General features: G+C 75.0%; 15 protein-coding genes and 1 riboswitch. Of the genes, 5 read left to right on the top strand and 10 right to left on the bottom strand.

Annotated features, from left to right (window positions below):
• Positions 1–5: 5 nt before the first annotated feature.
• The 5 genes from cobO to ABZ857_RS23185 form a co-directional block, all read right to left on the bottom strand.
• Positions 6–620 carry a cob(I)yrinic acid a,c-diamide adenosyltransferase gene (cobO, locus tag ABZ857_RS23205; protein ID WP_357046117.1) on the bottom strand — a complete coding sequence of 205 codons (615 nt, stop codon included), beginning with the start codon at positions 618–620 and terminating at the stop codon, positions 6–8.
• Positions 621–2,567 (bottom strand): putative cobaltochelatase, encoded by a 1,947-nt coding sequence (locus ABZ857_RS23200; protein ID WP_357046115.1) that lies wholly within the window; start codon positions 2,565–2,567, stop codon positions 621–623. It lies immediately after the preceding gene.
• Positions 2,564–6,115, bottom strand: coding sequence for a cobaltochelatase subunit CobN (gene cobN, locus ABZ857_RS23195; protein ID WP_357046113.1), 3,552 nt, complete (start codon positions 6,113–6,115; stop codon positions 2,564–2,566). The genes ABZ857_RS23200 and cobN overlap by 4 nt, the downstream gene beginning before the upstream one ends.
• Positions 6,112–7,617: a cobyric acid synthase gene (locus tag ABZ857_RS23190; RefSeq protein ID WP_357046111.1), complete on the bottom strand. Its 1,506-nt coding sequence runs from the start codon at positions 7,615–7,617 to the stop codon at positions 6,112–6,114. Before ABZ857_RS23190 ends, cobN begins: the two co-directional genes overlap by 4 nt.
• A gap of 113 nt (positions 7,618–7,730) precedes the next feature.
• Positions 7,731–7,854: riboswitch (cobalamin riboswitch) on the bottom strand.
• Between the two features lie 62 nt (positions 7,855–7,916).
• Entirely contained in the window at positions 7,917–9,383 is a 1,467-nt protein-coding gene (locus ABZ857_RS23185; RefSeq protein ID WP_357046110.1) for a serine/threonine-protein kinase, read from the bottom strand.
• 112 nt (positions 9,384–9,495) lie between these two features.
• Between ABZ857_RS23185 and ABZ857_RS23180 the strand changes: the two genes are divergently transcribed.
• Genes ABZ857_RS23180 through ABZ857_RS23165 form a run of 4 tightly spaced genes read left to right on the top strand, consistent with a single transcriptional unit; the run spans position 9,496 to position 16,258 of the window.
• Positions 9,496–12,171: an FtsX-like permease family protein gene (locus ABZ857_RS23180; protein ID WP_357046235.1), complete on the top strand. Its 2,676-nt coding sequence runs from the start codon at positions 9,496–9,498 to the stop codon at positions 12,169–12,171.
• Positions 12,168–14,660 (top strand): FtsX-like permease family protein, encoded by a 2,493-nt coding sequence (locus ABZ857_RS23175; protein WP_357046108.1) that lies wholly within the window; start codon positions 12,168–12,170, stop codon positions 14,658–14,660. The genes ABZ857_RS23180 and ABZ857_RS23175 overlap by 4 nt, the downstream gene beginning before the upstream one ends.
• Positions 14,644–15,597, top strand: coding sequence for an ABC transporter ATP-binding protein (locus ABZ857_RS23170; RefSeq protein ID WP_357046106.1), 954 nt, complete (start codon positions 14,644–14,646; stop codon positions 15,595–15,597). Before ABZ857_RS23175 ends, ABZ857_RS23170 begins: the two co-directional genes overlap by 17 nt.
• Entirely contained in the window at positions 15,590–16,258 is a 669-nt protein-coding gene (locus ABZ857_RS23165; protein ID WP_357046104.1) for an ABC transporter ATP-binding protein, read from the top strand. The genes ABZ857_RS23170 and ABZ857_RS23165 overlap by 8 nt, the downstream gene beginning before the upstream one ends.
• Position 16,259: 1 nt before the next feature.
• Here ABZ857_RS23165 and ABZ857_RS23160 read toward each other — a convergent pair whose 3' ends face one another.
• The 3 genes from ABZ857_RS23160 to ABZ857_RS23150 all read right to left on the bottom strand — a co-directional run bounded on the left by ABZ857_RS23160 (position 16,260) and on the right by ABZ857_RS23150 (position 19,095).
• Positions 16,260–17,195, bottom strand: a complete 936-nt coding sequence (locus ABZ857_RS23160) for an aldo/keto reductase (RefSeq protein WP_357046102.1) — start codon at positions 17,193–17,195, stop codon at positions 16,260–16,262.
• Positions 17,196–17,270: 75 nt separating this feature from the next.
• Positions 17,271–18,509: an MFS transporter gene (locus tag ABZ857_RS23155; protein ID WP_357046100.1), complete on the bottom strand. Its 1,239-nt coding sequence runs from the start codon at positions 18,507–18,509 to the stop codon at positions 17,271–17,273.
• Between the two features lies 1 nt (position 18,510).
• Positions 18,511–19,095, bottom strand: coding sequence for a winged helix-turn-helix domain-containing protein (locus ABZ857_RS23150; RefSeq protein WP_357046098.1), 585 nt, complete (start codon positions 19,093–19,095; stop codon positions 18,511–18,513).
• A 208-nt stretch (positions 19,096–19,303) separates the two neighbouring features.
• Here ABZ857_RS23150 and ABZ857_RS23145 point away from each other — a divergent pair, with 208 nt between their 5' ends.
• Entirely contained in the window at positions 19,304–20,344 is a 1,041-nt protein-coding gene (locus tag ABZ857_RS23145; RefSeq protein WP_357046096.1) for a family 2 encapsulin nanocompartment cargo protein polyprenyl transferase, read from the top strand.
• Here ABZ857_RS23145 and ABZ857_RS23140 read toward each other — a convergent pair.
• Both ABZ857_RS23140 and ABZ857_RS23135 read right to left on the bottom strand, forming a co-directional pair.
• On the bottom strand, positions 20,341–20,817 hold the full coding sequence (locus ABZ857_RS23140; protein WP_357046094.1) for a MarR family transcriptional regulator: 477 nt from the start codon (positions 20,815–20,817) through the stop codon (positions 20,341–20,343). The genes ABZ857_RS23145 and ABZ857_RS23140 overlap by 4 nt on opposite strands.
• Positions 20,814–23,816, bottom strand: a complete 3,003-nt coding sequence (locus ABZ857_RS23135; protein ID WP_357046092.1) for an FAD-binding and (Fe-S)-binding domain-containing protein — start codon at positions 23,814–23,816, stop codon at positions 20,814–20,816. Before ABZ857_RS23135 ends, ABZ857_RS23140 begins: the two co-directional genes overlap by 4 nt.
• Position 23,817 lies beyond the last annotated feature (1 nt).

Here is a 23,817-nt window from a genome sequence, read left to right as displayed (position 1 = left end):
GAGCGTCACCATTCGATGCCCCTCTGGCCCTTCTGCCCCGCGTCCATCGGGTGCTTGACCTTGGTCATCTCGACCACGAGATCGGCGGCCTCGACCAGGCGGGGATCGGCGTCCCTGCCGGTGATCACCACGTGCTGGCGGCCGGGCCGCGCGCGCAGGGTCTCGACCACGTCGTCCACGTCGACCCAGCCCCACTTCATGGGGTAGGTGAACTCGTCCAGGACGTACAGGCCGTAGGTCTGGGCGGCGAGGTCGCGCCTGACCTGCGCCCAGCCCTCGCGGGCGTCGGCGGCGTGGTCGGCCTCGGTGCCGGGCCGCTGGATCCACGACCAGCCCTCGCCCATCTTGTGCCAGGTCACCGGGCCGCCCTCGCCGGTCTGCTCGTGGAGCCGCCCGAGGGCGCGCAGCGCGGCCTCCTCGCCGACCCGCCACTTGGCGCTCTTGACGAACTGGAACACCCCGACGGGCCAGCCCTGGTTCCAGGCGCGCAGCGCCAGGCCGAAGGCGGCCGTCGACTTCCCCTTCATCTCCCCGGTGTGCACGATGACCAGCGGGCGGTTGCGCCGCTCACGCGTGGTCAGCCCGTCGTCCGGCACGCTCGCCGGCCTGCCCTGCGGCATCTACGCCACCCTCCTGACGTCACGCACGACCGCGGCCAGGTGATCGGCCGCCAGCTCCTCGAGGCGGATCGGTGTCCCGCCGAGCGCGGCGGCCAGCCGCCCGGCCAGGCCGAGCCGTACGGGGCCGTGCTCGCAGTCGACGACGACGCTCGCGACCCCCGCGAGCCGCCGGGCCGTGACAACAGGGTCGGGACCGGCGGTGTGCCGCCCGTCGGTGACGACCACGAGCAGCGGGCGGCGGCGGGGGTCGCGCAGCCGCTCGGCGGCCAGCACCCGCTCAGCCCGGCGCAGCCCGGCGGCCAGCGGGGTGCGCCCGCCGGTGGCCAGGCGGGCCAGCCGGTCGGAGGCCAGCTCGACGCTGGAGGTCGGCGGCAGCGCGACCGTCGCCTCCTCGCCCCGGAAGGTCACCAGCCCGACCTTGTCGCGGCGCTGGTAGGCGTCCAGCAGCAGGGACAGCACGGCGCCCTTCACCGCGCGCATCCGCGCCCGCGCGGCCATCGAGCCGCTGGCGTCCACGCAGAACAGCACGAGGTTCGACTCGCGGCCCTCGCGTACGGCCTCGCGCAGGTCCTCGCGGCGCAGCACCAGGCCGGAGCCGGAGCGGCCGCGCCCACGCTGGTGGGGCGCGGCGGCGGCCAGCGTCGCCGGGAGGTTGAGCCGGCGCAGCCGCCCGGCCGGTGGGCGGGCGCCGACGGTGCGCCCGGACTCGCCCGTCGTGCGCCCGCGCCGTCCGGCGGGCCCGCCCCGGCCGACCGCCTCCGGTGCGAGGAGCCGGGTCCGGTAGGGGGCCGTCGGAGACGCAGGCGCCTGGCCTCCGGTCCCGCCGCCCTCGCCGGGCGGCGCGTCCGTGGGGTCGCCCCCGCCGGAACCGCCCCCACCGCCCGGGCCGTCGTCGGGGCCATCGTCGTGGGGGCCGTCGTCCGCTTCCGACAGTGCTTGTTCCAGCCGTTCCTCGTCGAGGCCGTGGCCCCGGTCGTCAAGGGGGTCGTCGAACGGGTCGCGGCGGCGCCGGTGGGGGAGCGCCAGGCGGGCGGCCGTACGGACGTCGCCGGAGGTGACCTCGTCCCTGCCCTCCCAGGCGGCCAGGGCGACCGCCGTACGCGCCATCACGAGGTCGGCTCGCATCCCCTCGACGTCGAAGGCCGCGCACACCGCCGTGATCCCCCGCAGCGCGGCGTCGGGGAGCGCCACCCCGGGCAGCCGCTCGCGCGCCGCCGCGATCCGCCGGGCCAGGTCGCGCTCGCCGCCGGCGTACGCGGCGGTGAAGCCGGCCGGATCGGCGTCGAAGGCGAGGCGGCGGCGCACCACCTCCGCCCGCTCGGCCGGGTCGCGGGAGGCGCGCACCTCGACGGCCAGGCCGAAACGGTCGAGCAACTGCGGGCGGAGCTCGCCCTCCTCGGGGTTCATCGTGCCGACCAGCAGGAAGCGGGCGGCGTGGCGGACCGACACGCCCTCGCGCTCCACGTGGGCCACGCCCATCGCCGCCGCGTCGAGCAGCAGGTCCACCAGGTGGTCGTGGAGCAGGTTGACCTCGTCGACGTACAGCACGCCCCGGTGGGCCGCCGCCAGCAGGCCCGGCTCGAACGCCTTGACGCCCTCGGTCAGCGCCCGCTCCAGATCGAGCGACCCGGCCACGCGGTCCTCCGACGCGCCCACCGGGAGTTCGACCAGCCGGGCCGGGCGGGTCTGCGGGGAAAGCCCGCTCTCGTGTGGACCGTCCGGACACGACGGGTCGGGCGCGGCGGGGTCGCAGGAGAACCGGCAGCCCGCCACCACCGGCACCCGCGGCAGCAGGGCCGCGAGCGACCGCACCACGGTCGACTTCGCCGTGCCCTTCTCGCCCCGCACGAGCACGCCGCCGACAGCGGGCGACACCGCGTTGAGCAGCAGCGCCAGCTTGAGGTCGTCGTGCCCGACGACCGCGCTGAACGGATACCTGATGGTCATTCGCCCGCCTCCAGGTCGCCTTCCATCTCCAGGTACGTCCCCCGCAGGCCGTCGAGGGTCTCCGGCGACGGCTCGGCCCACAGGCCCCGGTCGGCCGCCTCCAGCAGCCGTTCCGCGATGCCGCGCAGCGCCCAGGGGTTGGCCGCGCGCATGAACTCCCGCACCTCGGGGTCGAAGACGTAGGAGGCGGCGAGCGACTCGTACATCCAGTCGTCCACCACCCCGGCCGTGGCGTCGAACCCGAACAGATAGTCCACCGTGGCCGCCATCTCGAACGCGCCCTTGTAGCCGTGGCGCCGCATCGCCGCGATCCAGCGCGGGTTGACCACCCGCGACCGGAAGACCCGCCGCGTCTCCTCGCCCAGTGTCCGCGTGCGCACCGCGTCGGGGACGTGCGAGTCGCCCACGTACGCCGCCGGGGACCTGCCGGTGAGGTGGCGGACCATCGCCACCATCCCGCCGTGGTACTGGAAGTAGTCGTCGGAGTCGGCGATGTCGTGCTCGCGGTTGTCCTGGTTCTTGGCCGCCACGTCGATGCGCCGGAACGCCGCCTCCATGTCCGGGCGGGCCTCCCGGCCGTCCAGGCCCTTGCCGTACGCGTAGCCGCCCCACACCGCGTACACCTCGGCGAGGTCGGCGTCGTCCCGCCAGTTGCGGGCGTCGATGAGCGGCAGCAGGCCCGCGCCGTACGCGCCGGGTTTGGAGCCGAAGACGCGGCTGGTGGCGCGACGCTCGTCGCCGTGCCGGGCGAGGTCGGCGTGCACGTGCGCGCGCAGCGGGTTGACCTCGGCCGGCTCGTCCAGCCCCGCGACCGTACGGACGGCCTCGTCGAGCAGCGCCACGACGTGCGGGAACGCGTCGCGGAAGAAGCCGCTGATGCGCACGACCACGTCCACCCGGGGGCGGCCCAGCTCCTCGGCCGTCATGACCTCGAAGCCGGTCACCCGGCGGGAGGCGTCGTCCCACTCAGGGCGCACGCCGAGCAGCGCCATGATCTCGGCGATGTCGTCGCCCTGGGTGCGCATCGCGCTGGTGCCCCAGACCGTGAGCCCGACCGTGCGCGGCCACTCGCCGGTGTCGGCGCGGTAGCGCTCGACCAGGGAGGCCGCGAGCGCCGCGCCGGTCTCCCAGGCCAGCCGCGACGGGATCGCCTTGGGGTCCACGGAGTAGAAGTTGCGCCCGGTGGGCAGCACGTTGACCAGCCCGCGCGTGGGCGACCCGGACGGCCCGGCGGGCACGTATCCGCCGTCCAGGGCGTGCAGCACGTGCGCCACCTCGTCGGTGGTGCGGTCGAGCCGGGGCACGACCTCGGTCGCGGCGAAGCGCAGCACCCGGGCGACCTCCGGCAGGTCCGTGACAGAGTCGGCCGCCGCCGGGTCCCAGCCGTGATCCTCCATGGCCTGGACAAGACGCCGCGCCTCGGCCTCGAACGCGTCCACCTCGGCCGCACCGGGGAGGCCTGTGCCGTCGTCGTGGAGCCCCAGGGCCTCGCGCAGGCCGGGCAGGGCCCCGGCGGCGCCCGCCCACACCTGACGGGCGCGCAGCACGGCGAGCACGAGGTTCACCCGGGCCTCCCCGGTGTGGACCTGGCCCAGCACGTGCAGGCCGTCGCGGATCTGGGCGTCCTTGATCTCGCACAGGTAGCCGTCGACGTGCAGCAGGAAGTCGTCGAACTCCGCGTCGCCGGGGCGCTCGTCCACGTGCAGGTCGTGGTGGAGCTGGGCGGCCTGGATGAGCGTCCAGATCCGCGCCCGTACGGCCGGCAGCTTGGCCGGGTCGAGTGCGGCGACGGTGGCGTGCTCGTCCAGCAGCTGCTCCAGCCGGGCGAGGTCGCCGTAGGAGTCGGCCCGGGCCATCGGCGGAATCAGGTGGTCGACGACGGTCGCGTGCGCCCGCCGCTTGGCCTGGGTGCCCTCGCCGGGGTCGTTGACGATGAACGGGTAGACCAGCGGCAGCGCGCCGAGCGCGGCGTCGGGCGCGCAGGACGCCGACAGCCCGAGCCCCTTGCCGGGCAGCCACTCCAGCGTGCCGTGCTTGCCGAGGTGGACGACCGCGTGCGCGCCGAACTCGCGGGCAAGCCACCAGTACGCCGCGAGGTAGTGGTGGCTCGGCGGCAGGTCGGGGTCGTGGTAGATGGCGACCGGGTTCTCGCCGAACCCCCGGGGCGGCTGGATGGCGAGCATGACGTTGCCGAACCGCAGCGCGGCCAGCACGATGTCGCTCCCGTCCACGTAGAGGGAGCCGGGCGGCGGCCCCCAGTGCGCGGTCACCGCCTCGCGCAGGTCGCCGGGCAGCGCCGCGAACCACTCCTGGTAGGCGCGCAGCGGCACACGGGCCGGGGCCGCCTCCAGTTGCTCCTCGGTGAGCCACTCCACGTCGTGGCCGCCCGCCGCGATCAGAGCGTGGATCAGCGCGTCGCCGTCGTCCGGCGCGTCGCCCACGTCGTACCCGGCCGCGCGCAGGGCGCGCAGCAGCACGACGGCGGAGGCCGGGGTGTCGAGCCCGACCGCGTTGCCGACCCGGGAGTGCCGTGTGGGATAGGACGACAGCACGATCGCCAGGCGCTTGTCCGCGTTCGGCACGTGGCGCAGCCGGGCGTGCGCGACCGCGAGCGCGGCCACCCGGCCGCACCGCTCGGGGTCGGCGACGTAGACCGGCACGCCGTCGGGCCCGTCCTCCTTGAACGAGAACGGCACCGTGACGAGCCTGCCGTCGAACTCGGGCACCGCCACCTGCATCGCGGCGTCCAGCGGCGACAGGCCGGCGTCCGAGTCCGCCCACACCGACCGGGGCGTGGTCAGGCACAGCGCCTGCAGCACCGGCACGTCGAGGGCGGCGAGCGCCCCGGCGTCCCAGGCGTCCTCGTCGCCCCCGGCGCTCGCGGCGGCGGCGACCGCACCGCCCGCGGCCAGCACGGTGACGACGAGAGCGTCCACCGGCCGCAGCAGGTCCAGGAGTTCGTCCCCGGCCCCGCGCAGCGATCCGCAGAAGACCGGCAGCACGTCCGCGCCCGCCGCCTCGACCGCGTCGCACAGCGTGTCGACGAACGCCGTGTTGCCCGACAGCTCGTGCGCCCGGTAGTAGACCACCCCGACCAGCGGGCGGCCCTCCCGGCGGGCCCGGCCGGGCCGCACGCCGTACTCCGGAGTACGCCGGGGCGGTGCGAACCCCTCGCCGGTCAGCAGGAGCGTGTCGGACAGGAAGCGGCGCAGCTCCGCCAGGTTGTCCGGGCCGCCCTCGGCCAGATAGGCGAGTGCCTGCGCCGCGACCCCGGACGGCACGGTGGACAGGGCCATCAGCGCGGCGTCCGGGGCCTGCTCGCCGCCGAGCACGACGGTGGGCCGCCCGGCGGCCAGCACGGCGTCGAGTCCCTCGGGCCACGAGCGCCTGCCGCCGAGCAGCCGGACGACGACGGCGTCCACGCCGTCCACCAGGGCGGGCACGTCCTCGGGGGCCGTACGCGCGGGGTTGGCGACCCGCCAGCCCGCCCCGCTGCGGGTCGCGGCGAGCAACTCGGTGTCGGCGGTGGACAGCAGCAGCATCGTCATGAGCGGGCCTCCCGCAACGCGATCTCGGCAGTGGGCAGGCCGGTGGGCACGCCGCGTTCGATCAGCCGCCACACGGCCTCGGTGTCCAGGTGCTCCTCGACCAGGTCGCCCAGCGCGTCGAGGCGGGCCTCCCGGTGCGCGGCGAACGTGCCGGTCCCCGGCAGCCAGTCGCGGCCGGTGACGGCGGCGACCTCGGCGAGGAAGGCTCTGCGGAACCCGTCGCGCTCGAACAGGCCGTGCCAGGTCGTGCCCCACACCGGCCCCACCCGGCAGCCGTCGAGGAACGGCTCGCCGCCCTCTGCCGTGACCCGGCCGTGGTGGATCTGGTAGCCCGTGACCTCCTGGCCGCGCCACTCGCCCTCCGCGAGCGCGAGCACCTTGTCCGGCGCGTACGCCGTGCGGGCCGGCAGCAGCCCCAGGCCGGGCACCCGGCCCGCCCTGCTCTCCACGTCGTCGTCGACGACCGTGCCGAGCATCTGGAAGCCGCCGCAGATCCCGAGCACCGGCAGGCCCTGGGCGGCGCGGCGGCGCAGCGCCGCGTCCAGACCGCGCTCGCGCAGCCAGGCGAGGTCGCCGACGGTGGCGCGGGTGCCGGGCAGCACGACGAGGTCGGCGTCGGCGAGCTCGGCGGGGGTGGTGGCCAGGCGCACGCTCACCCCCGGCTCGGCGGCCAGCGCGTCGGCGTCGGTGACGTTGGACATGCGGGGCAGCCGCACCAGCGCCACGCGCAGCACCTCACGCCCCACCGGCGGGGTGAGCAGGCCGGGACGGCTGTCGAGGTCGAGGGAGTCCTCCACGTCGAGCCAGAGCCCGGACCGCCACGGCAGCACGCCGAGGCACGGGCGTCCGGTCGCCTCCGCCAGCCAGTCGAGCCCGGGCCGCAGCAGCGCGAGGTCGCCGCGGAACTTGTTGACCACGAATCCGGCGATGTGCCGCTGGTCGTGCCGGTCGAGCACGGCGAGGGTGCCGGCGAAGTGCGCGAGCACGCCGCCCCTGTCGATGTCGCCGACGACGAGCGCCGGCAGGCCGGCCGCGCGGGCCAGGCCCATGTTGGCGATGTCGCGGTCGCGGAGGTTGACCTCGGCGGGGCTGCCCGCGCCCTCGCAGATCACCACGTCGTAGCGGCGGCGCAGGCCGTCGAGCGCGTCGAGGGCGACGTCGAGCAGGCGCATCTTGTGGTCGCGGTAGGACAGGGCGTCCACGTCGGCGTGCGCGCGGCCGAGCACGACGACGTGCGAGTGCCGCTCCCCGGCGGGCTTGATCAGCACCGGGTTCATCGCGGCCTCGGGCTCGACCCGGGCGGCCGCCGCCTGCATCGCCTGGGCCCGTCCGATCTCGCCGCCATCGGCGGTGACCATCGAGTTGAGCGCCATGTTCTGCGCCTTGAACGGCGCGACCCGTACGCCGCGGCGGGCCAGCCACCGGCACAGGCCGGCCACCAGGACGCTCTTCCCGGCATCGGAGGTGGTGCCCGCGACGAGCAGGCCGCCACTGGTCGCCACGTCAGGCGGTGGAGCGCGAAACCGGCAGTGAGGCGCGTGCGCGCAGGCCTGTCCGGGCCATGGCATGTCCCCCCTGGGGGTATCCGCGCCCCCGGTAGAAGGTCCGACGGCCGGAGTATCCTGGCTCCCGGATCGGCGCTTCCCCCGGCCTTCCCGCCCGTGCTGGGCAGTGGCGTGGGTGAGGGTCGCTCCCCGGTGACAGTGGCGGGACCGCGCCGGATTCACACCGGCTTCCTCCGCGTCCGTCGCTTGCGGTGGTCAACATACACCTTCGTGCCGTATGTCCCGCAAGTGTGGTGCTATGTGTGTTTGAGTGTGGCGATCATGTAGAACGGCACGTTCTTCGTCACCGCGTTCTCGCCGTGCCCGTTGTAGTCGAACGTCATCGCCCCGTTGTCGTGGACCGTCAGGTAGATCGTGCCGTTGCGCACGCAGTTGCCCCGCATGGACACCCGCTTCAGCCGCACCGTCGTCCCGCTGACCACCTCGAGCCTGGACCTGCCCACGCAGCGGTAGTCGACGAACTGCTCGGTGACGGTGTCGCCTCCCTTGGGCACGGTCAGGACGAGCGTGTCGTGCCCGCCGGGCTCGAAGGTCACCCTGCCGCGCCACACGCCCGCGAAGCGTGCGCCGAAGCGCAGGGGCTCGCGCCCTGCTGACGTCGCGGCGGGCGTCGGAGTGGGCATCGGAGTAGGCGTCGTGGTCGTGGGCGTCGTGGTCGTGGGCGTAGGCGAGGGGGCCGGCGTGACGACGGCCGTCGTGCGCCTCGCGTCATCGTCGGCGACGCCTTCGGACGGCAGCGTGGACAGCAGCACCCCCGCCGTCGCCGCGACCGCGAGTGTGACCGCCGCCCCCGCGAGCAGGCCCCGGCGGCGGCCCGAGCCGCGCGGCGAGGGGACGGTATCCGGTCCCGCGGACGGGGAACGCCGCGCGGCGGTGAGCGCGCCCGGGATGTCGCCGGCGGTCCCCTCCGGAACCGCGCCGAGCAGCCGCATCGTGATGTGGACGATGTCCGGGCGCTCCGCGGGGTCCTTGCGCAGGGCCAGCGCCACGATGGAGCGCAACGGCTCCTCCAGGTCGCCGAGGTCGGGCTCCTTGGTGAGCACGCGGTTCAGGACGGCGGGCAGCGTATCGTCGCCGAACGGCGGCCTGCCGGTGGCGGCGAACACCATCACGCAGCCCCACGCGAACACGTCCCAGGCGGGTGCGGGCGGCTCGCCGGCGATCTGCTCGGGCGCCATGTAGGCGGGTGTGCCGGCGATGCCGCTGCTCGCCGTGGTCGCGCCCAGATGGCGGGCGACCCCGAAGTCGACGACCCTCGGACCGTCAGGCCCCAGCAGCACGTTGGCGGGCTTGAAGTCGCGGTGGACGATCCCCGCCTGGTGTACGGCGGCGAGCGCGGTCGCGGTCGCCACGGCCAGCCGGTGCAGGGCGGGCCCGGACCGCCGTCCCGCCTGCTGCAGCGAGGGGCCCTCCACGTACTCGCTCACGACGTACGGCCGCGGGCCGTCCAGGTCGAAGTCGAGGACCTGAGCCACGCAGAACGGCGCGACCCGCCGCGCGGCGGCGATCTCCCGCGCGAAGCGGCGGCGGGCGTCCGCGTCCCCCGACCAGCCCTCATGCAGCAGCTTGACCGCCACAGGTGTGCCGTCGGCCGAACGGCCGAGGTAGACCACCCCCTGGCCGCCCGCGCCGAGGCGGCCCTCCAGCCGATAGCCGCCGATCCCGGCCGGATCTCCCGTGAGCAACGGCCTCACCGCAGGCATGCAGCCCTCCTCGGCCCGTTTTCCTCTCACCTTAGATGAACGGAACGCTGGTGCTTCTGGATCATGCTTGTCATGATGCCGGGATGAACGTGGTGAGGGCCGGGTCGTGAGGATGGTGCGAGCGCGGCTGCCGCTGGTGGTCCGGCGCGCGCTGGCCGAGCCCCTGCTGCTGGCCGCCGCGTTCGGCTCCATCCTGCTCGCCACCACGACGATCTCGGCTCTCCTGCTGCACGCGGGGTCGGCGACCCAGGCGGGGGTGCGGCGGGCCCTGGAGACGGCGCCGCTCACCGCCACCGCCACCGTCGTCACCTCCTCGGTCACGGCAGGGGACTATGCCGGCGTCGACCGGGCCGTCCGCACGGGGATCGCCCACGCCCACGGGGATGTGCCGGTACGGGTCATCGTGCGCGTCGAGTCCGACTCCTACGCGCTGGAGGGACAGGATCGCGGCGGCCGGCCCGTCCTGACCCGGTTCGCCATGTACGAGGGACTGGACGGCCGGGCGGACCTGGTGAGCGGGCGCTGGCCCCCGGAAAGGACTGGGGCGGGAACGGCGACGGTGGAAGTGGCGCTGTCCGAGCCGGCGTCGGGGGCTATGGGCGTGTCCACCGGCGACGAGTTCACCGTCGTGGGACGCCTGGACGGCAGGAAGGCCCGCGTGCGCGTCACCGGCGTCTTCCGGCTGCGCGACCCCGGCGACCCGCGCTGGGCGGGGGAGGAACTGCTGCGCTCCGGCACGAAAACGGGTGACTTCACCTCATACGGACCCCTGGTCGTGCCGTCCGGCACGTTCCTCGACAGGTTCGCGACCGGCGTCTCGGCCCGCTGGCTCGCCGAACCCGACCTGCGCAGGCTTCCGCCCGACCGGCTGCGGCCGTTCTCCGCGTCGGTCGGCGGGGTCTCCCGCGCCGTGCGGGCCGGCTGCCCCCGGTGCACGGTCACCGAGACGCTGTCCGCCACGCTGCTGCGGCTCGACCGCGACGCCCTGGTCGCCCGCTCCACCATGCTGGTCCCGGTGTTCCAGTTGCTGGTGCTGGGCGCGTACGCGCTGGCACTGACGGCGCGGCTGCTGGCCGAGCACCGCCGGATGGAGACGGCCCTGCTGCGCTCCCGGGGCGGCGGGTCGCCGCGGCTCGCCGCCCTGTCGGCGGGGGAGGCGCTGCTGATCGCACTGCCCTGCGCGCCGGTGGCGCCGTTCCTCGCGCCCGCCCTCCTCGGGCTGCTGGGGGCGTTCCCCTGGATCGAGGCGACCGGCGTCGAGCCTCCGCGGACGCCGGACGGGGCCACGTTCGCGGTCGCGGCGGCGGTCGCGCTCGCCTGCGCCGCGATGCTGGCGTTCCCGCCTCTCCTGGCCGCCCGCCGCACGTACGTCGAGGAGCAGGCCGAGCGCGGACGCGGCGACCGGCCCGGCCTGGCGCAGCGGGCCGGCGCCGACCTGGCGCTGCTCGTCGTGGCGGCGCTCGCCGTCTGGCGGCTGGTTCACTACGACGCGTCCGAGGCCACCCGGTTCGGCGGTGAGCTCGGGCTCGACCCGCTGATCGGGGCGGGCCCGGCGCTGGCCCTGCTCGGCGGCGGGATGGCCGCTGTGCGGCTGGTGCCCGCCGTCGCCGGGTTCGCGGAACGGGCGACGCGGCGGCGCTCCGGCTTCGGCCCGGCCCTGGCCGCACGGCAGGTGAGCCGGCGTCCCGCCCGTTATGCCGGTCCCGCGCTGCTGCTGACGATGGCGGTCGCGATCGGCGTGCTGTCCCTCACCACCGCCGCCACCTGGCGGGGCGCGCAGGAAGACCGGGCGCGGCATCTCGCGGGCGCCGACCTGCGTGTCGCGGCCCTTCCCGGGGACGACGCGCGCACATTCGAGACGCTGCCGGGGGTCGTGGCGGCCGCACCGGCGTACCGCGCCACGGTCGTGGCGGACAGCGCGGACGCCACCCTGATCGCCCTGGACGCCGCGCGAGCGGGCCGTGTCCTGCTGCTGCGTCCCGACCTTTCGGAGCTGTCACCGGCGGAGCTCGCGGGCCGGCTCGCCGGTCCCTCCGGACAGGCGCTGCCGGTGGTGGTGACCGCGGGTCTGGCGGACGCCGTACGGATCACGGCCGGCACGGCGACGATACCGATCAGAGTGGTGGGCGTCGTCGCGGCGATGCCCGGCACACCGGAGGGGACCCCGGCCCTGCTCGCCGACCTGGCGGCGCTGCGGGAACAGGCGAAGGGCGCGCAGTGGCCGGTGACGGAGTGGTGGCTGGCCGCCGACGGGCACGACACGACCCGAGCCGCCGCCGTGGCCTCCGGGCGAGGGCACAGGGACGTCGTCGACGCGGCCGCGCTGACCCGGAGCTTCCGGGACGACCCCACGGCGGCCGGCCTGCAGGGCGCGCTGCTGCTCGGCTTCGCGGCGGCGCTGGCGTTCGCCGTGCTGGGATTCCTGGTCAACGCGGCGGTCCTGGCACGGGAGCGCAGGGGTGAGTTCGCCGTGCTCGGCGCGCTCGGCGTGCGCTTCCGGCAGACGCTGGGCCTGCTGGCGGCCGAGCAGTCGTTCGCGATCGGGCTCGCGCTGGCGGGCGGCGCGGCACTCGCCGTGGCCGTCTCCGCCGCGGTGGTGCCGCCGATGGTGTCCACCGGGTTCGCGACAAGCGGCGCGCTGCCCGTGCTGCTCCACGTTCCATGGCCGCAGGTGGCGGTGCTGATGGTCGCGGTCCTCGCGGTGCTGTCCGTGATCGTGGCGGGGCTCGCGCGGTCGCTGCACCGCCGCGAGCCGGCCGCCGCGCTGCGTTCGGGGGAGGGGCAGTGATCCGCCTGCTGGGTGCGCACAGGGGTGTGGCGGCCCTGCTGGCCGCGCTGCTGTTCGGCGCCGCCCTGGTCGTCTCCGCCCTGCCCGGGAGGGTCGAGTCGTCTCTCGACGAGGCGGCCAGGGCGGCGATCGGCTCCACGCCGCCCGTCACCGCCGCGCTGGCGGTCCAGTTCGACCGCCGCTTCGACCTGACGTCGCTGCGGACGACGGACGAGGTGGCCCGGGCGGACACCGCCTGGCGCGCGCTGCTCCCCCCGGCGCTGGGTGAGGTCGTCGACCCCGCGCCGCACTTCGACGTCTCGGCCCCGCCGATGCTGATCAACGAGCAGGCGCACCGGTATCTCACGCTGAAGTGGGTGTCCGGGGCGGACCGGCAGGTGCGGTACGTCGAGGGTGGCCCCCCGGGCCCCGGCTCGGGCACGCGTCTCGAGGTGGCCGTCCCCGCCGTCGCCGCGACGGAGATGTCGATCAAGACGGGCGACACGCTCCGCCTCGCCGGCGTGACCGCGAAGGTGACCGGCCTGTTCGAGCCGGCGCGTCCCGCCGACCGGTTCTGGGGCGTCGAGCCGGAGCTCACGTACGTCATCCGCCAGCGCGTGCCGCTCGCCACCGAGGACGACCTGATCGTCACCGCGCTCACCGACGGCGACAGCCTCGCGGGCGCCGAACTGCCGATGTCCTACCGGTGGCTCGTCAGCTCGGCGCCGCAGCGGATCACCGCGGCCAACGCGGCGGCCGTGGCGGACGCCACCGCGGAGTTCGGCCGCCGTCTGGGGAGGCAGGACCTCGAACTCGCCCTGTCGACCGGGTTCGACCGCGTCCTGAAGGAGTACCTGGACCGGCTGGCCGTCACCCGCGCGCTGATCGCGGTGTTCCTGACCGGGCTGGCCGTCACGTGCCTGGGCACCGTGGCCCTGGCCGTGCTGCTGCTCGTCCGGCGGGTGGACGGCGACCTGCTGCTGATGCGCGCCCGCGGGGCGTCCCTGGCCCAGGCCGTGCGCGTGTGCGGGGGAGCGGTCGCGCTCGTCGCGGTCCCGGCCGCGGTGGCCGGTCAGGCGGTCGCGGGCCTCGTGCCGGGCGCGCCGACGACGGTCGCGCGGCTGGGACCGGCGGCGCTGGCGGCGGTGACCGTCGTGATCGCGTGCGCCGCCGTCGCGCTGCGCCAGTCCCCGCGACGGCGGATCCGGGGATGGCGGGCACAAGGACAGCTGACCGGGAGCGCGGCCCGCCGGATCGCGATGGAGATCCTGGTGCTCGTGGTCGCCGCGGCGAGCGTCCATCTGCTGCGCAGCCGCGGCCTCGGCTCCGGTGACGCCTACCTCGCCCCGGCTCCCGTGCTGCTGGCGCTGGCCGTCGCGCTGGCGGTGCTCCGCGCCGGCCCGGCCCTGATCCACCTGGCGTTCCGCGCCGCCGCCCGGCGATCCGCGGCCGTGCCGTTCCTCGGGTTCGCCGCCGCCCGGGCCGTGCCGGGCGCCGCGCTGCCGGTGCTCACCCTGCTGCCGGCGGTCGCGCTGGCGGCGTACGGCATGGCCACCGCCGGGGGGCTGGAGGCGGCCCAGCGGCAGGCGGCGTGGGAGCGGACCGGCGCCGAGATCAGAGTGGAGCGGGAGCAGGGGCTCCCCCCGGAGACGGTGGAACGCATCATCCACGCGCCGGGTGTCAGGGGCGTCGTCCCGGCCGCGGTCGGGACGACGGTCGCCGAGGTGGGTTTCGGCGGGCGGGCGGCCAGGGTCGTCGCGGTCGACCTCGACGCCTACCGCCGGCTGGTCGCGGGCAGCCCGCTGCGCCTGCCTCCGCCGGGGACCGGCGTGCTGGTCTCGCCCGACCTGTCCGCCATGAGCAGCTTCGAGATCGGCTGGCCCGCGCAGACCACGGTCACCCCGGCGGGGACGGTCGACGCGATGCCCGGGGTGCGGGCGGACGACGGCGCCCTCATCGTCCTCCCCGCGGCTCCCGAGCACGTCAACACGCTGCTGATCGCGGGAGACGCCGAGGCGGTCAGACCGCTGCTGCCGTCCGGAGCGCGCATGACCACCATGGCGGGCGCGCTCGCCGAGATCACCGGGACGCCGCTGACGGCGGCGCTGACCTCCGCGCTGCGCGTGGCCGCCGCGGCGCTGGCCGCCTACGCGCTGGCCGCCGTCGCGATCGCCCTGACCGGAGGGGCGGCCCGGCGCGCGGAGGACCTCGGGCTGCTGCGCGCGCTCGGCCTCACCCGCAGGCAGGCCGGGCTGATCACCGTCCTCGAGTCGGCCCCGCTGCTCGTCCTGACCGCGGTCGCCGGGCTGGCGGCCGGTCTCGCCATGCCCGCGCTGCTCGGGCCCGGAATCGACCTGTCGGCGTACGCGGGCGGGCGCGCCGGCGCCTCGGCGGCCGGAGCGGTCCTGCCCGCCCTGCCCTCTGCCCTGGCCGGCGCGGTGGCCGCCGGGGTCGCCGCCGTCGCCCTCGCGGGCGCCTACCTGGGAGGAAGCCGTGGACACGCTGGCTGACCTGGAGGCCCGGGCCACGCGGGGCGGTCCCGCGTTCGGCGCGGACGCCCACATCCTGTGCGACAACCTCGTGCGGATCTACAAGACCGAGGGCTCAGCCGCGGTCGAGGTGGTCGCCCTGCAGGGCCTCGACCTGCTCATCGGCCGGGGTGAGCTGGTGGCGATCGTCGGGGCCTCGGGATCGGGCAAGTCGACGCTGCTCAACATCCTGTCGGGGCTCGACGTGCCGACGGCCGGGCTGGCCCGGGTCGCCGGGACCGACCTGCTGTCCATGACCCCGCGCGACCGCCTCCGCTACCGGCGCTCGGTCGTGGGCTTCGTCTGGCAGCAGACCGCCCGCAACCTGCTGCCGTACCTCACCGCGCGGGAGAACGTCATGCTTCCCATGCGGCTGGCGGGCGGCACGGCCCGGCGGGCCAGGTCGGCCCGTACGGACGAGCTGCTGGAGCTGACCGGGATGGCGGACCACGCGGACCGGCGGCCCGGGGAGATGTCCGGCGGCGAGCAGCAGCGGGTGGCCGTCGCCGTGGCCCTGGCCAACGCGCCCGAGGTGGTGCTCGCCGACGAGCCCACCGGGGAGCTGGACAGCGAGACCGCGGAGACGGTCTTCGGCGTCCTGCGCCACGCCAACCGCGAGCTCGGCGTCACGACCGTCGTCGTGACGCACGACCCTCTGGTCTCGGAGCAGGTCGACCGGACGATCGGCATCCGCGACGGCCGCACCTCCAGCGAGACGTTCCGCCGCACCTCATCCGACGGGAGGGTGGTCGCCGAGGAGTACGCGGTGCTGGACCGGGCCGGGCGCCTGCAGCTGCCGAGGGAGTTCATCAACGCCCTGTCCATGGAGCACCGGGTGCGCCTGGAGCTCGAACGCGACCACATCGGGGTCTGGCCCTCGGCCGCCGGCAACGAGACAGAGGAAGAGACGGATGAGTGAGCCGCTGGTCGTCGTCGAGGGCCTGCGCAAGACCTATCCCAAGGGTGTGCGCGCCCTGAGAGGGGTCTCCTTCGAGGCTCACCCCGGCGAGCTGGTCGCGATCCGCGGGCGTTCCGGCGCGGGCAAGACGACGCTGCTCAACCTGGTCGGCGGCCTGGACCGGCCCGACGAGGGGCGGGTGCGGGTGGCCGGGCAGTCCGTGCCGGAGCTGCCCGAGGAGGGCCTGCTGCGGCTGCGCCGCGACATCGTCGGGTTCGTCTTCCAGTCGTTCCGGCTGATTCCGGTGCTGTCGGCCGCCGAGAACGTCGGCGTGCCGATGCGGCTGGCGCGCGTGCCCCCCAAGGACAGGGAGGAGCGGGTCAAGGCGCTGCTGTCCCTGGTCGGGCTGTCCGGCCAGGCCGAGCAGCGGCCGTACGAGCTGTCGGGCGGCCAGCAGCAGCGGTTGGCCATGGCCAGGGCCCTGGCCAACCGGCCCCGCCTGCTGCTCGCCGACGAGCCGACCGGTCAGCTCGACTCCCAGACCGCCCGCCAGATCATGGAGCTGCTCCGGGTGCTCGTCCGGGGCGAGGGCGTCACTGCGCTGGTGGCCACGCACGACGCGGGCCTCGTCGGCCTGGCCGACCGCGTCCTGGAGCTCAAGGACGGCGAGTTCCTCCCCTGAATCAGGTCCAGGGGAGGGCGGCGCGGCGGGCCCAGTAGGTCTCGGCGTCCTCGGCCAGCCCGGCCAGCGCCTTCTCGGCCTCCTCGTCCCAGGTGACGGAGAGCGCCGCCAGGTTCTCGGCGAGCTGCGTGGTCGTGGCCGCGCCGCTCAGCACGACCCCCGCCCACGGGCGGGCGAGCACCGCGGCGAGCGCCAGGGCGTCGGGGGTGACGCCGCGTTCGCGTGCGGCGAGTGTCAGGGTGGCGGGCGCGCCGCGGGCGGTCAGCCTGCCGTTGGCCACGCCCTCCTTGACGATCACGTCCAGGCCGGCGGCGTGTGCCCGGGCCAGGGCCTCGCCCGCCGAGCGCTCCAGAAGGTTCCACGTCGACTGGACCGTGTCGAAGAGCCCGGTCGCGACCGCCTTGTCGATCGTCACGGCCTGGCGGGGGCCGGTGGTGGACAGACCGACGGCGACGCCCTCGGCGCGCAGGGCGCGCAGCTCGCCGAGGACCTCCTCGTCGTCGAGCACCCCGCTCTCCACGGTGGCGGAGTGGATCTGGTAGAGCGACAGGTGCTCGCCGAGCAGCTCCCGGGTCTCGCCGAGCTGGCGGCGCAGCCGCCCGGCGGACAGGTCCTTCTCCTCATGGCGGTCGGCGTCCATCCGCCAGCCGCCGACGTACTCGTACCCCCACTTCGAGCCGACGGCGACCTCGCCGGGACGGACGCCCCGGTCGGCCAGCCAGCCCGCGAGGAACTCCTCCGCCAGGCCGTAGGAGCGGGCCGCGTCGAAGTAACGCACGCCCGCCGCCCGGGCGGCGTCCAGCACCTCCCAGGTGCGCGCCCGCATCGCCGCCACGTCCCGGTCGGCGCCGAGGTCCTCGTCCCGGCCGAGCGTGATGTACGCGGGGCGGCCGAGCGCGGCGAGCCCGAGACCCATTTCCTGCACCCATTTCCGCATAGGGCCCCACGTTAGGGGATGTCGTGATGACCACGAGATGTGCGCTCGCGACGCCCAGGTCCAGCGCGGCGTCGATCACTGCCGCAGGCTTTCGCAGCGCGGTCTGCGGGCCGGGCGCAGCGCGAAGTAGGCCACCGCGCCGGAGGCCAGGTACAGCACGGCCTGCACGTTGAGGACGAGCACCACATCGAGCACGTCGCCGAGCAGGCCGGCGGCCGCCATGCCCAGTCCCTGCGACGCGTTGTGGACCACGTAGAACGCGCCGAAGGCCCGGCCCAGATCACTGCCGGGCACGCTTTGCTGGATCTGCGCGAACGCGCCGCTGTTGTACGCGATGCCGGGCACGCCGACCAGGATGAACAGCACGACGTACAGCTCGGCCTGACGCGAGAGCGCCGGACCGTTCCAGATGGTCAGGCTGAGCAGGCCGAACGAGGCGGCGCCCAGGCTCATCAACAGCCAGGGGCTCAGGCGTGCGCCGAGCAGGCCGACGATGAGCCCGCCCGCCACGCCGCCGATCGCCTGGACACCGCGCAGCACGCCGGTGAGCGTGCCGTCGGCGTGCAGCGCGCGGCTGACGAACACGACGAAGAGCACCACGAACAGGCCCTGGGCGACACCGCCCAGGGCCACGCTCTGGAACGTCGCCCGGACGCTGCGGCTGCGCATCATCGTCACCAGGCCGGATCGCCAGTTCGCGAAGAACGACGTGGCGCCGCCGTCCAGGGCCGGTTCCGCGGCGTCGTGGTGTGCCGTCCGGCGGGCGGCTGCGATCAGGGCGGCGGCCGTCACGAACGCCACGGCGGCGCCGATCGCCAGGTAGCGGGTTCCTTCCCGGGTGATGGCGAAACCGCCCAGCGAGCTGCCGATCAGGCGCCCCACGCTGGTGTTGAGCGCGACCATGCTGTTGGCGCGCACCAGGTGCGCGGCCTCGACGAGCTGCGGCAGGGCCGCGTTGCGGGCCGAGTCGAACGTCTGGGCCAGCACGGCCTGGGCGCCGGCGACCAGGCAGATGATCCACAGGCGGTGGCCGGGTTCGCCCACCAGCGGCACCACCACTGCCGCCTGCAGCAGCGCGACGCCGCTCATCAACCGGATCCGGTCGAAGCGGTCGGCGAGCGCCCCGGCGAACGATCCCAGGGTGATGCCGCACAACAGCTCGACGAGGAACACGGAGGAGGTGACCAACGCCGAGCCGGTGACGCCGAAGACGTAGATCGGCAACCCGGTGATCAGCAGCCAGCTCGCCACGCTCGAGGCGAGCCCGGCGATCCAGACGAGGACGAATCCGCGGCGGCGCAGCAGCACCGGCATGTCAGATGAATTCCGGTGTGGGATAGGCCTGCAGGCTCAGGCTGACCGGCCGGGCGTCATCCGGCGCCCCGTCGCGCGTCGGGCGCAGGTACGGCCGGATGACGGCGTCCAGCGTCAGGGTGAGGTGCCGCAGTTCCGCGGGGGTCAGCGAGAGCGTGTAGTTGTGGAAGGTCGCGCTCTCCTGCCACTGGTCGGGCAGCTTGTGCTGCTGCTGCCGGTAGTGCTGCAGCGAGCGGAACACCTCGTCCAGTTCCAGCGAGGTCAGCGCGTCGTTGACCTGCCGGCCCTGCTCGTCCCCCGGCTCCGGCAGGAACTCCAGCCCGGTGGCGGCGGCGCGCCACGGCCGGTCGCGTCGGTTGGCGCCCTGCGCGGGCGCGCGCTCGATCAGCCCGTGACGGGCGAGCTGGTGCAGGTGGTAGCTGCAGTTGGAGCCGGTGTCGTCGAGCGCCTCGGCGCACTGCGCCGCCGTTCGCGGGCCGGCCGCCAGCAGGTAGCGCAGCAGGCGCAGCCGTAGTGGATGGGCGAGCGCGCGCAGCTTCTTGGGGTCTTGCACGCGCACACGCCGTTCCGGCCTGGTCGGTTCCACGGGCACTCCTCAACGAAAGACTTCTTTCGTTGATACGCCTTCAAGGGCACTTTTCGCAAGGGTACTTGCGAATCCGGCGCCGCGCCTGTCGCGCGACCGGCGGATGTGAGCGCGCCGATGGTGAGCGGGAAGGCGTGTGGTGAGGAGGCGGCCGGGGTATGCCGACAAGTCCAGCCGGCCTGTGGGTCCAGCCCGAGGTGGTGGGAGCGTGACGGAACCGGTGGCAGAGGGAGTGCGGACCGCGGCGGACGTGCTCGCCCGGACGCGCGACCTGGTGGAGCCCGCGCTGCGCCGCGCGGTCGACACCCTGCCTCCGTCGATGCGCCGGGTGGCGGGGTACCACTTCGGATGGTGGGACGCGCGGGAGCGGCCGGTGCGGGCGGGCGGGGGCAAGGCCCTGCGGCCCGCGTTCACGCTGCTGGCGGCGGAGGGCGCCGGGGGAGACGCGGACGCGGCGCTGCCTGCCGCCGTCGCGGTCGAGCTGGTGCACAACTTCTCGCTGATCCACGACGACGTGATGGACGGCGACGCGGTCCGCCGCCACCGCCCCACCGTGTGGAACGTCTTCGGGCGTGCCGAGGCGATCCTGGCCGGCGACTCCCTGCTGGCGCTGGCCTTCGCCGTGCTCGCCGCCGGCGGCGGGCCCGCCGAGAGCGCCCGCACGCTGGCCCGGTGCGTCCAGTCGCTGCTGGACGGCCAGAGCGCCGACCTCGGCTTCGAGGAGCGTGCGGACGTGAGCCTGGGGGAGTGCGTGCGCATGGCGGAGGGAAAGACAGGCGCGTTGTTCGGCTGCGCCTGCGCCCTCGGCGCGCTCCAAGGTGCTGGTCTGCCGGGGGGTGCGACCACCGAGCAGGTCGCCTTCCTGCGGGTGTTCGGCGAGCGCGTGGGGCTGGCGTTCCAGATCGTCGACGACCTGCTGGGCATCTGGGGCGACCCGGCCGTCACCGGCAAGCCGGTCCATTCCGACCTGCGCAACCGGAAGAAGTCCCTGCCGGTCGTCGCCGCGCTGACGTCGGCCGAACCTGCCGGGGGCGCGCTCGCCGGCCTGTACCGCCGCCCGCTCCCGCAGCCCGACCTCGCACGGGCGGCGCGGCTGGTGGAAGAGGCGGGCGGGCGGGCGTGGAGCCTCGCCAGGGTGGACGATCTGCTGTCCGAGGCACTGGAGGCGCTACGGTCGGCGGAACTGGCGCCCGGGGCGGCGGCGGGTCTCGAGGCCCTGGCCCGCCTGGCCGCCGACCGCGACCGCTAACCGTCTGTCCCGCCTGTCCCGCCTGTCCCGGCCGCCGCCGTGAACTCGCGCAGCGTCCGCGCGAGCGTACGGCGGCTGTCCGGCGGCAGATGGCGCAGCGCGGCGGCGATGTGCCCGCGGCGGGCCGCGCGGATCCGTTCGAGCGACCTCCTGCCGGTCTCGGTGACGTCGATGCTGACCTCACGGCGGCTGTGCGGGGACAGCAGGCGCGTCAGCAGCCCGGCGGTGTGCAGGCGGGCCACCAGGCGGCCGGCGGCCGAGACCGACATGCCCAGCATTGCGGCGAGCCCGCTGAGGTTCAGCGGGCCGTGCCGGTCGACCGCGAGCAGCACCCGCAACTGGGTGACCGACAGGCCGGAGCCGCGCGTCACCGCGTTGAGGGTCATCTCCACCAGGGCGAGCGAGGCGTCCTCGACCGACCACGCGTCCTCCTCCAGCGCGGGGTCCGTCTCCTCCACAGCCTCTGCGCTCACCGTGCCCCCAGGACGCGCGCCGGGCCGGGCCTGCGCGAGGCGCGCCACTCGGGGTGGTCGCCCAGCGGCGTGCCCCGCACCCCGGCCGCCAGCAACTCCGCGAGGTGGATCGCCTGGCGCCCCACCCCCGCCTGCTCGATCTGCGTACGGCAACTGAAGCCGTCGGCCAGGACGACCGTGCGGGCGTCGGCGGCGCGGATCGCCGGCAGGATCTCGTGCTCCGCGCAGGTCATCGACACCTCCAGATGGCCGGCGGTGAAGCCGAAGTTCCCGGCGAGGCCGCAGCAGCCGCCCACCGCCTCCACCCGCACGCCGGCCCGGGACAGCAGGGCCTGGTCGGTCTCGAAGCCGAGCACCGAGTGGTGGTGGCAGTGCGGCTGGGCGACGGCGTCCCGGTCGATCCGGGGCGGATCCCACCCGTCGGTCGCGCTCAGCAGCTCGGCGAGGGTCCTGGTCTGCTCGCGCAGCCGGGCGAAGTCCCGGTCGTGCGCGAACATCTCGGGTGCGTCGGCCCGGAACACCGCCGTGCAGCTCGGCTCCAGGCCGACGATCGGGATGCCGCGGCGCAGCGCCGGGGCGAGCGTCCGCACGGTGCGGCGCAGCACGCGCCGCGCCACGCCGAGCTGGCCGGTCGATATCCACGTCAGGCCGCAGCACAGCGTGCGGGGCGGGATCAGCACGCGGTAGCCCGCCGACTCCAGCACCTCGACGGCGGCGCGGCCGATGTGCGGGTGGAAGTTGTCGGTGAAGGTGTCCGGCCACAGCACCACGGGCCCGCGCTCGCCCCCGCCGTGCGGCCCGCGCCGCCGGAACCAGTCGCTGAAGCGGATCCGCGCGAAGTCCGGCACCGGCCGGGCCGGTTCGAGCCCCGCCAGGCGCTTGGCGAGCGCGGACAGCACGGGGGCGTGCGCCAGCGTGTTGACCACGCCCGGGGCGAGCGCGGCCAGGCGGGCCCACACCGGCAGCCACCCCATCGCGTAGTGGTCCATCGGCCGGATCCTGCGGGCGTAGTGGTGGGCGAGGAACTCGGCCTTGTACGTCGCCATGTCGACCTGCATCGGGCAGTCGTGCCTGCACCCCTTGCAGGCCAGGCACAGGTCGAGGGCGTCGTGCACGGCGGTGGAGCGCCAGCCGTCCTTCACCGCCGAGTCGGCGTGGCCGTTCAGCATCTCGAACAGCAGCCGGGAGCGCCCGCGGGTGGAGTGCTCCTCCTCGCCGGTGGCCCGGTAGGACGGGCACATCACCCCGCCGACGTGCTCGCGGCACTTGCCGACCCCCACGCACCGCATGACGGCCCGCTGGAAGCTGCCCTCGTCGTCGGGGTAGCCGAAGTGCACGGGCGGGTCGGCGGGCGTCCACCCGGGGCCGAGCCGCAGGTTCTCGTCCAGCCTGTACGGCGCGACGACCTTGCCCGGGTTCATCCGGTCGCCGGGATCGAAGACGGCCTTGACCTGCTCGAAGGCGGTCATGACGTCGGGCCCGAACATCTTGGGCAGCAGCTCGCCCCTGGCCTGCCCGTCGCCGTGCTCGCCCGACAGCGAGCCGCCGTAGGAGATGACGAGGTCGGCGGCCCGTTCGAGGAAGGCGCGGAAGGCCGCCACCCCGTCGGCCGTCACCATGTCGAACGGGATGCGGGTGTGCACGCAGCCCTGCCCGAAGTGCCCGTACAGGGAGGCGTCGCCGTAGCCGAACTCCTCGAACAGGCGGCGCAGGTCACGCAGGTAGCCGCCGAGTCTGTCCGGTGGGACGGCCGAGTCCTCGAAGCCCTCCCACGTCTCGCGCATGCCGGGCACGCGGGCGGTGGCGCCGAGCCCGGACTCGCGGACCTCCCACAGCTCCTTTTCGGTCTTCGCGTCGTCGATGAAGGAGATGTGCGGCGCGTGCTCGCTGCCCTTCAGCTCCTTCAGCAGGTCACGTCCCTTGGCGTCCGCCTCCTTCTGGGAGTCGGCGCCGAAGGAGACCATGAGCCAGCCGCCGCCCTCCGGCAGCCGCTTGAGCGCGTCGGGATGCATGTGCTTGCGCCGCTCGAAGTCCACGAGCTTGTCGTCCACCCCCTCCAGCTGGAGCGGGCCGTAGCGGGCGATGCGCGGCACGGCGTCGGCGGCCACGTCGATGTCGTGGTAGCCGAGCAGGACGAGGCACTCGGCCTTGGGCGCCGGCACCAGGCGCAGCTCGGCCCGCAGCACGGTGACCAGCGTGCCCTCCGACCCGACCAGCGCCCTGGCCAGGTCGAACCCGGCCTCGGGCAGGAGCTGGTCGAGGTTGTAGCCCGACACCCGGCGGGGGATGTCGGGGAAGCGGCGGCGGATCTCGTCGGCGTGCTCGTCCACGATCTCGCGCAGCTCGCGGTAGATCCGCGCCCTCGGCCCGCCCTCGGCGACGATCCGGTCGAACTCCTCGTCGCCGGTCGGCCCCACCCACATCCGCTGGCCGTCGTAGGTGAGGATCTCCAGCCGCGCGATGTTGTCGGCGGTCTTGCCGTACGCCTGGGCGGTCGAGCCGCAGGAGTTGTTGCCGATCATGCCGCCAAGCGTGCACTGGGAGTGCGTGGACGGGCGCGGCCCGAACATCAGGCCGGTGTCGGCCAGCAGCCGGTTCAGCACGTCGAGCACGATGCCGGGCTCGACCACGCAGGTGCGGGCCGAGGCGTCCACCGACACCAGCCGGTGGCAGTACTTGGACCAGTCGATGACGACGGCGGCGTTGCAGGTCTGGCCGCCCAGGCTCGTCCCGCCGCCCCGTGAGGTGATGGGCGCGCCGTGCTCCCGGCAGACCGCGATCGCCTCGGCGGCCGCGTCCACCGTGCGCGGCACCACCACCCCGAGCGGCACCTGCCGGTAGTTCGATCCGTCCGTGGAGTAGGCCCCCCGGCTGCCCGGGTCGAACCTGATTTCGCCGTCCACCCGGGCGGCGAGGTCCCGCTCCAGGTCGCGCAGCCGCACGTACGGCCGGCGCGGCCGGGCAGCCACGGGCGCGGGAACGAGCACCTGGTCCGTCATG

The sequence above is a fragment of the Microbispora sp. NPDC046933 genome, assembly GCF_040644635.1.
GTDB lineage: Bacteria > Actinomycetota > Actinomycetes > Streptosporangiales > Streptosporangiaceae > Microbispora.
Note: the sequence above shows the minus strand (reverse complement) of the source record. Positions and strands in the feature narration are given on the sequence as shown.

Bases quoted from the DNA above. Each gene is read 5' to 3' on its own strand.
- cobO (WP_357046117.1), bottom strand. From the start codon at position 620: ATGCCGCAGGGCAGGCCGGCGAGCGTGCCGGACGACGGGCTGACCACG.
- ABZ857_RS23200 (WP_357046115.1), bottom strand. From the start codon at position 2,567: ATGACCATCAGGTATCCGTTCAGCGCGGTCGTCGGGCACGACGACCTC.
- cobN (WP_357046113.1), bottom strand. From the start codon at position 6,115: ATGACGATGCTGCTGCTGTCCACCGCCGACACCGAGTTGCTCGCCGCG.
- ABZ857_RS23185 (WP_357046110.1), bottom strand. From the start codon at position 9,383: ATGCCTGCGGTGAGGCCGTTGCTCACGGGAGATCCGGCCGGGATCGGC.
- ABZ857_RS23180 (WP_357046235.1), top strand. From the start codon at position 9,496: ATGGTGCGAGCGCGGCTGCCGCTGGTGGTCCGGCGCGCGCTGGCCGAG.
- ABZ857_RS23165 (WP_357046104.1), top strand. From the start codon at position 15,590: ATGAGTGAGCCGCTGGTCGTCGTCGAGGGCCTGCGCAAGACCTATCCC.
- ABZ857_RS23160 (WP_357046102.1), bottom strand. From the start codon at position 17,195: ATGCGGAAATGGGTGCAGGAAATGGGTCTCGGGCTCGCCGCGCTCGGC.
- ABZ857_RS23155 (WP_357046100.1), bottom strand. From the start codon at position 18,509: ATGCCGGTGCTGCTGCGCCGCCGCGGATTCGTCCTCGTCTGGATCGCC.
- ABZ857_RS23135 (WP_357046092.1), bottom strand. From the start codon at position 23,816: ATGACGGACCAGGTGCTCGTTCCCGCGCCCGTGGCTGCCCGGCCGCGC.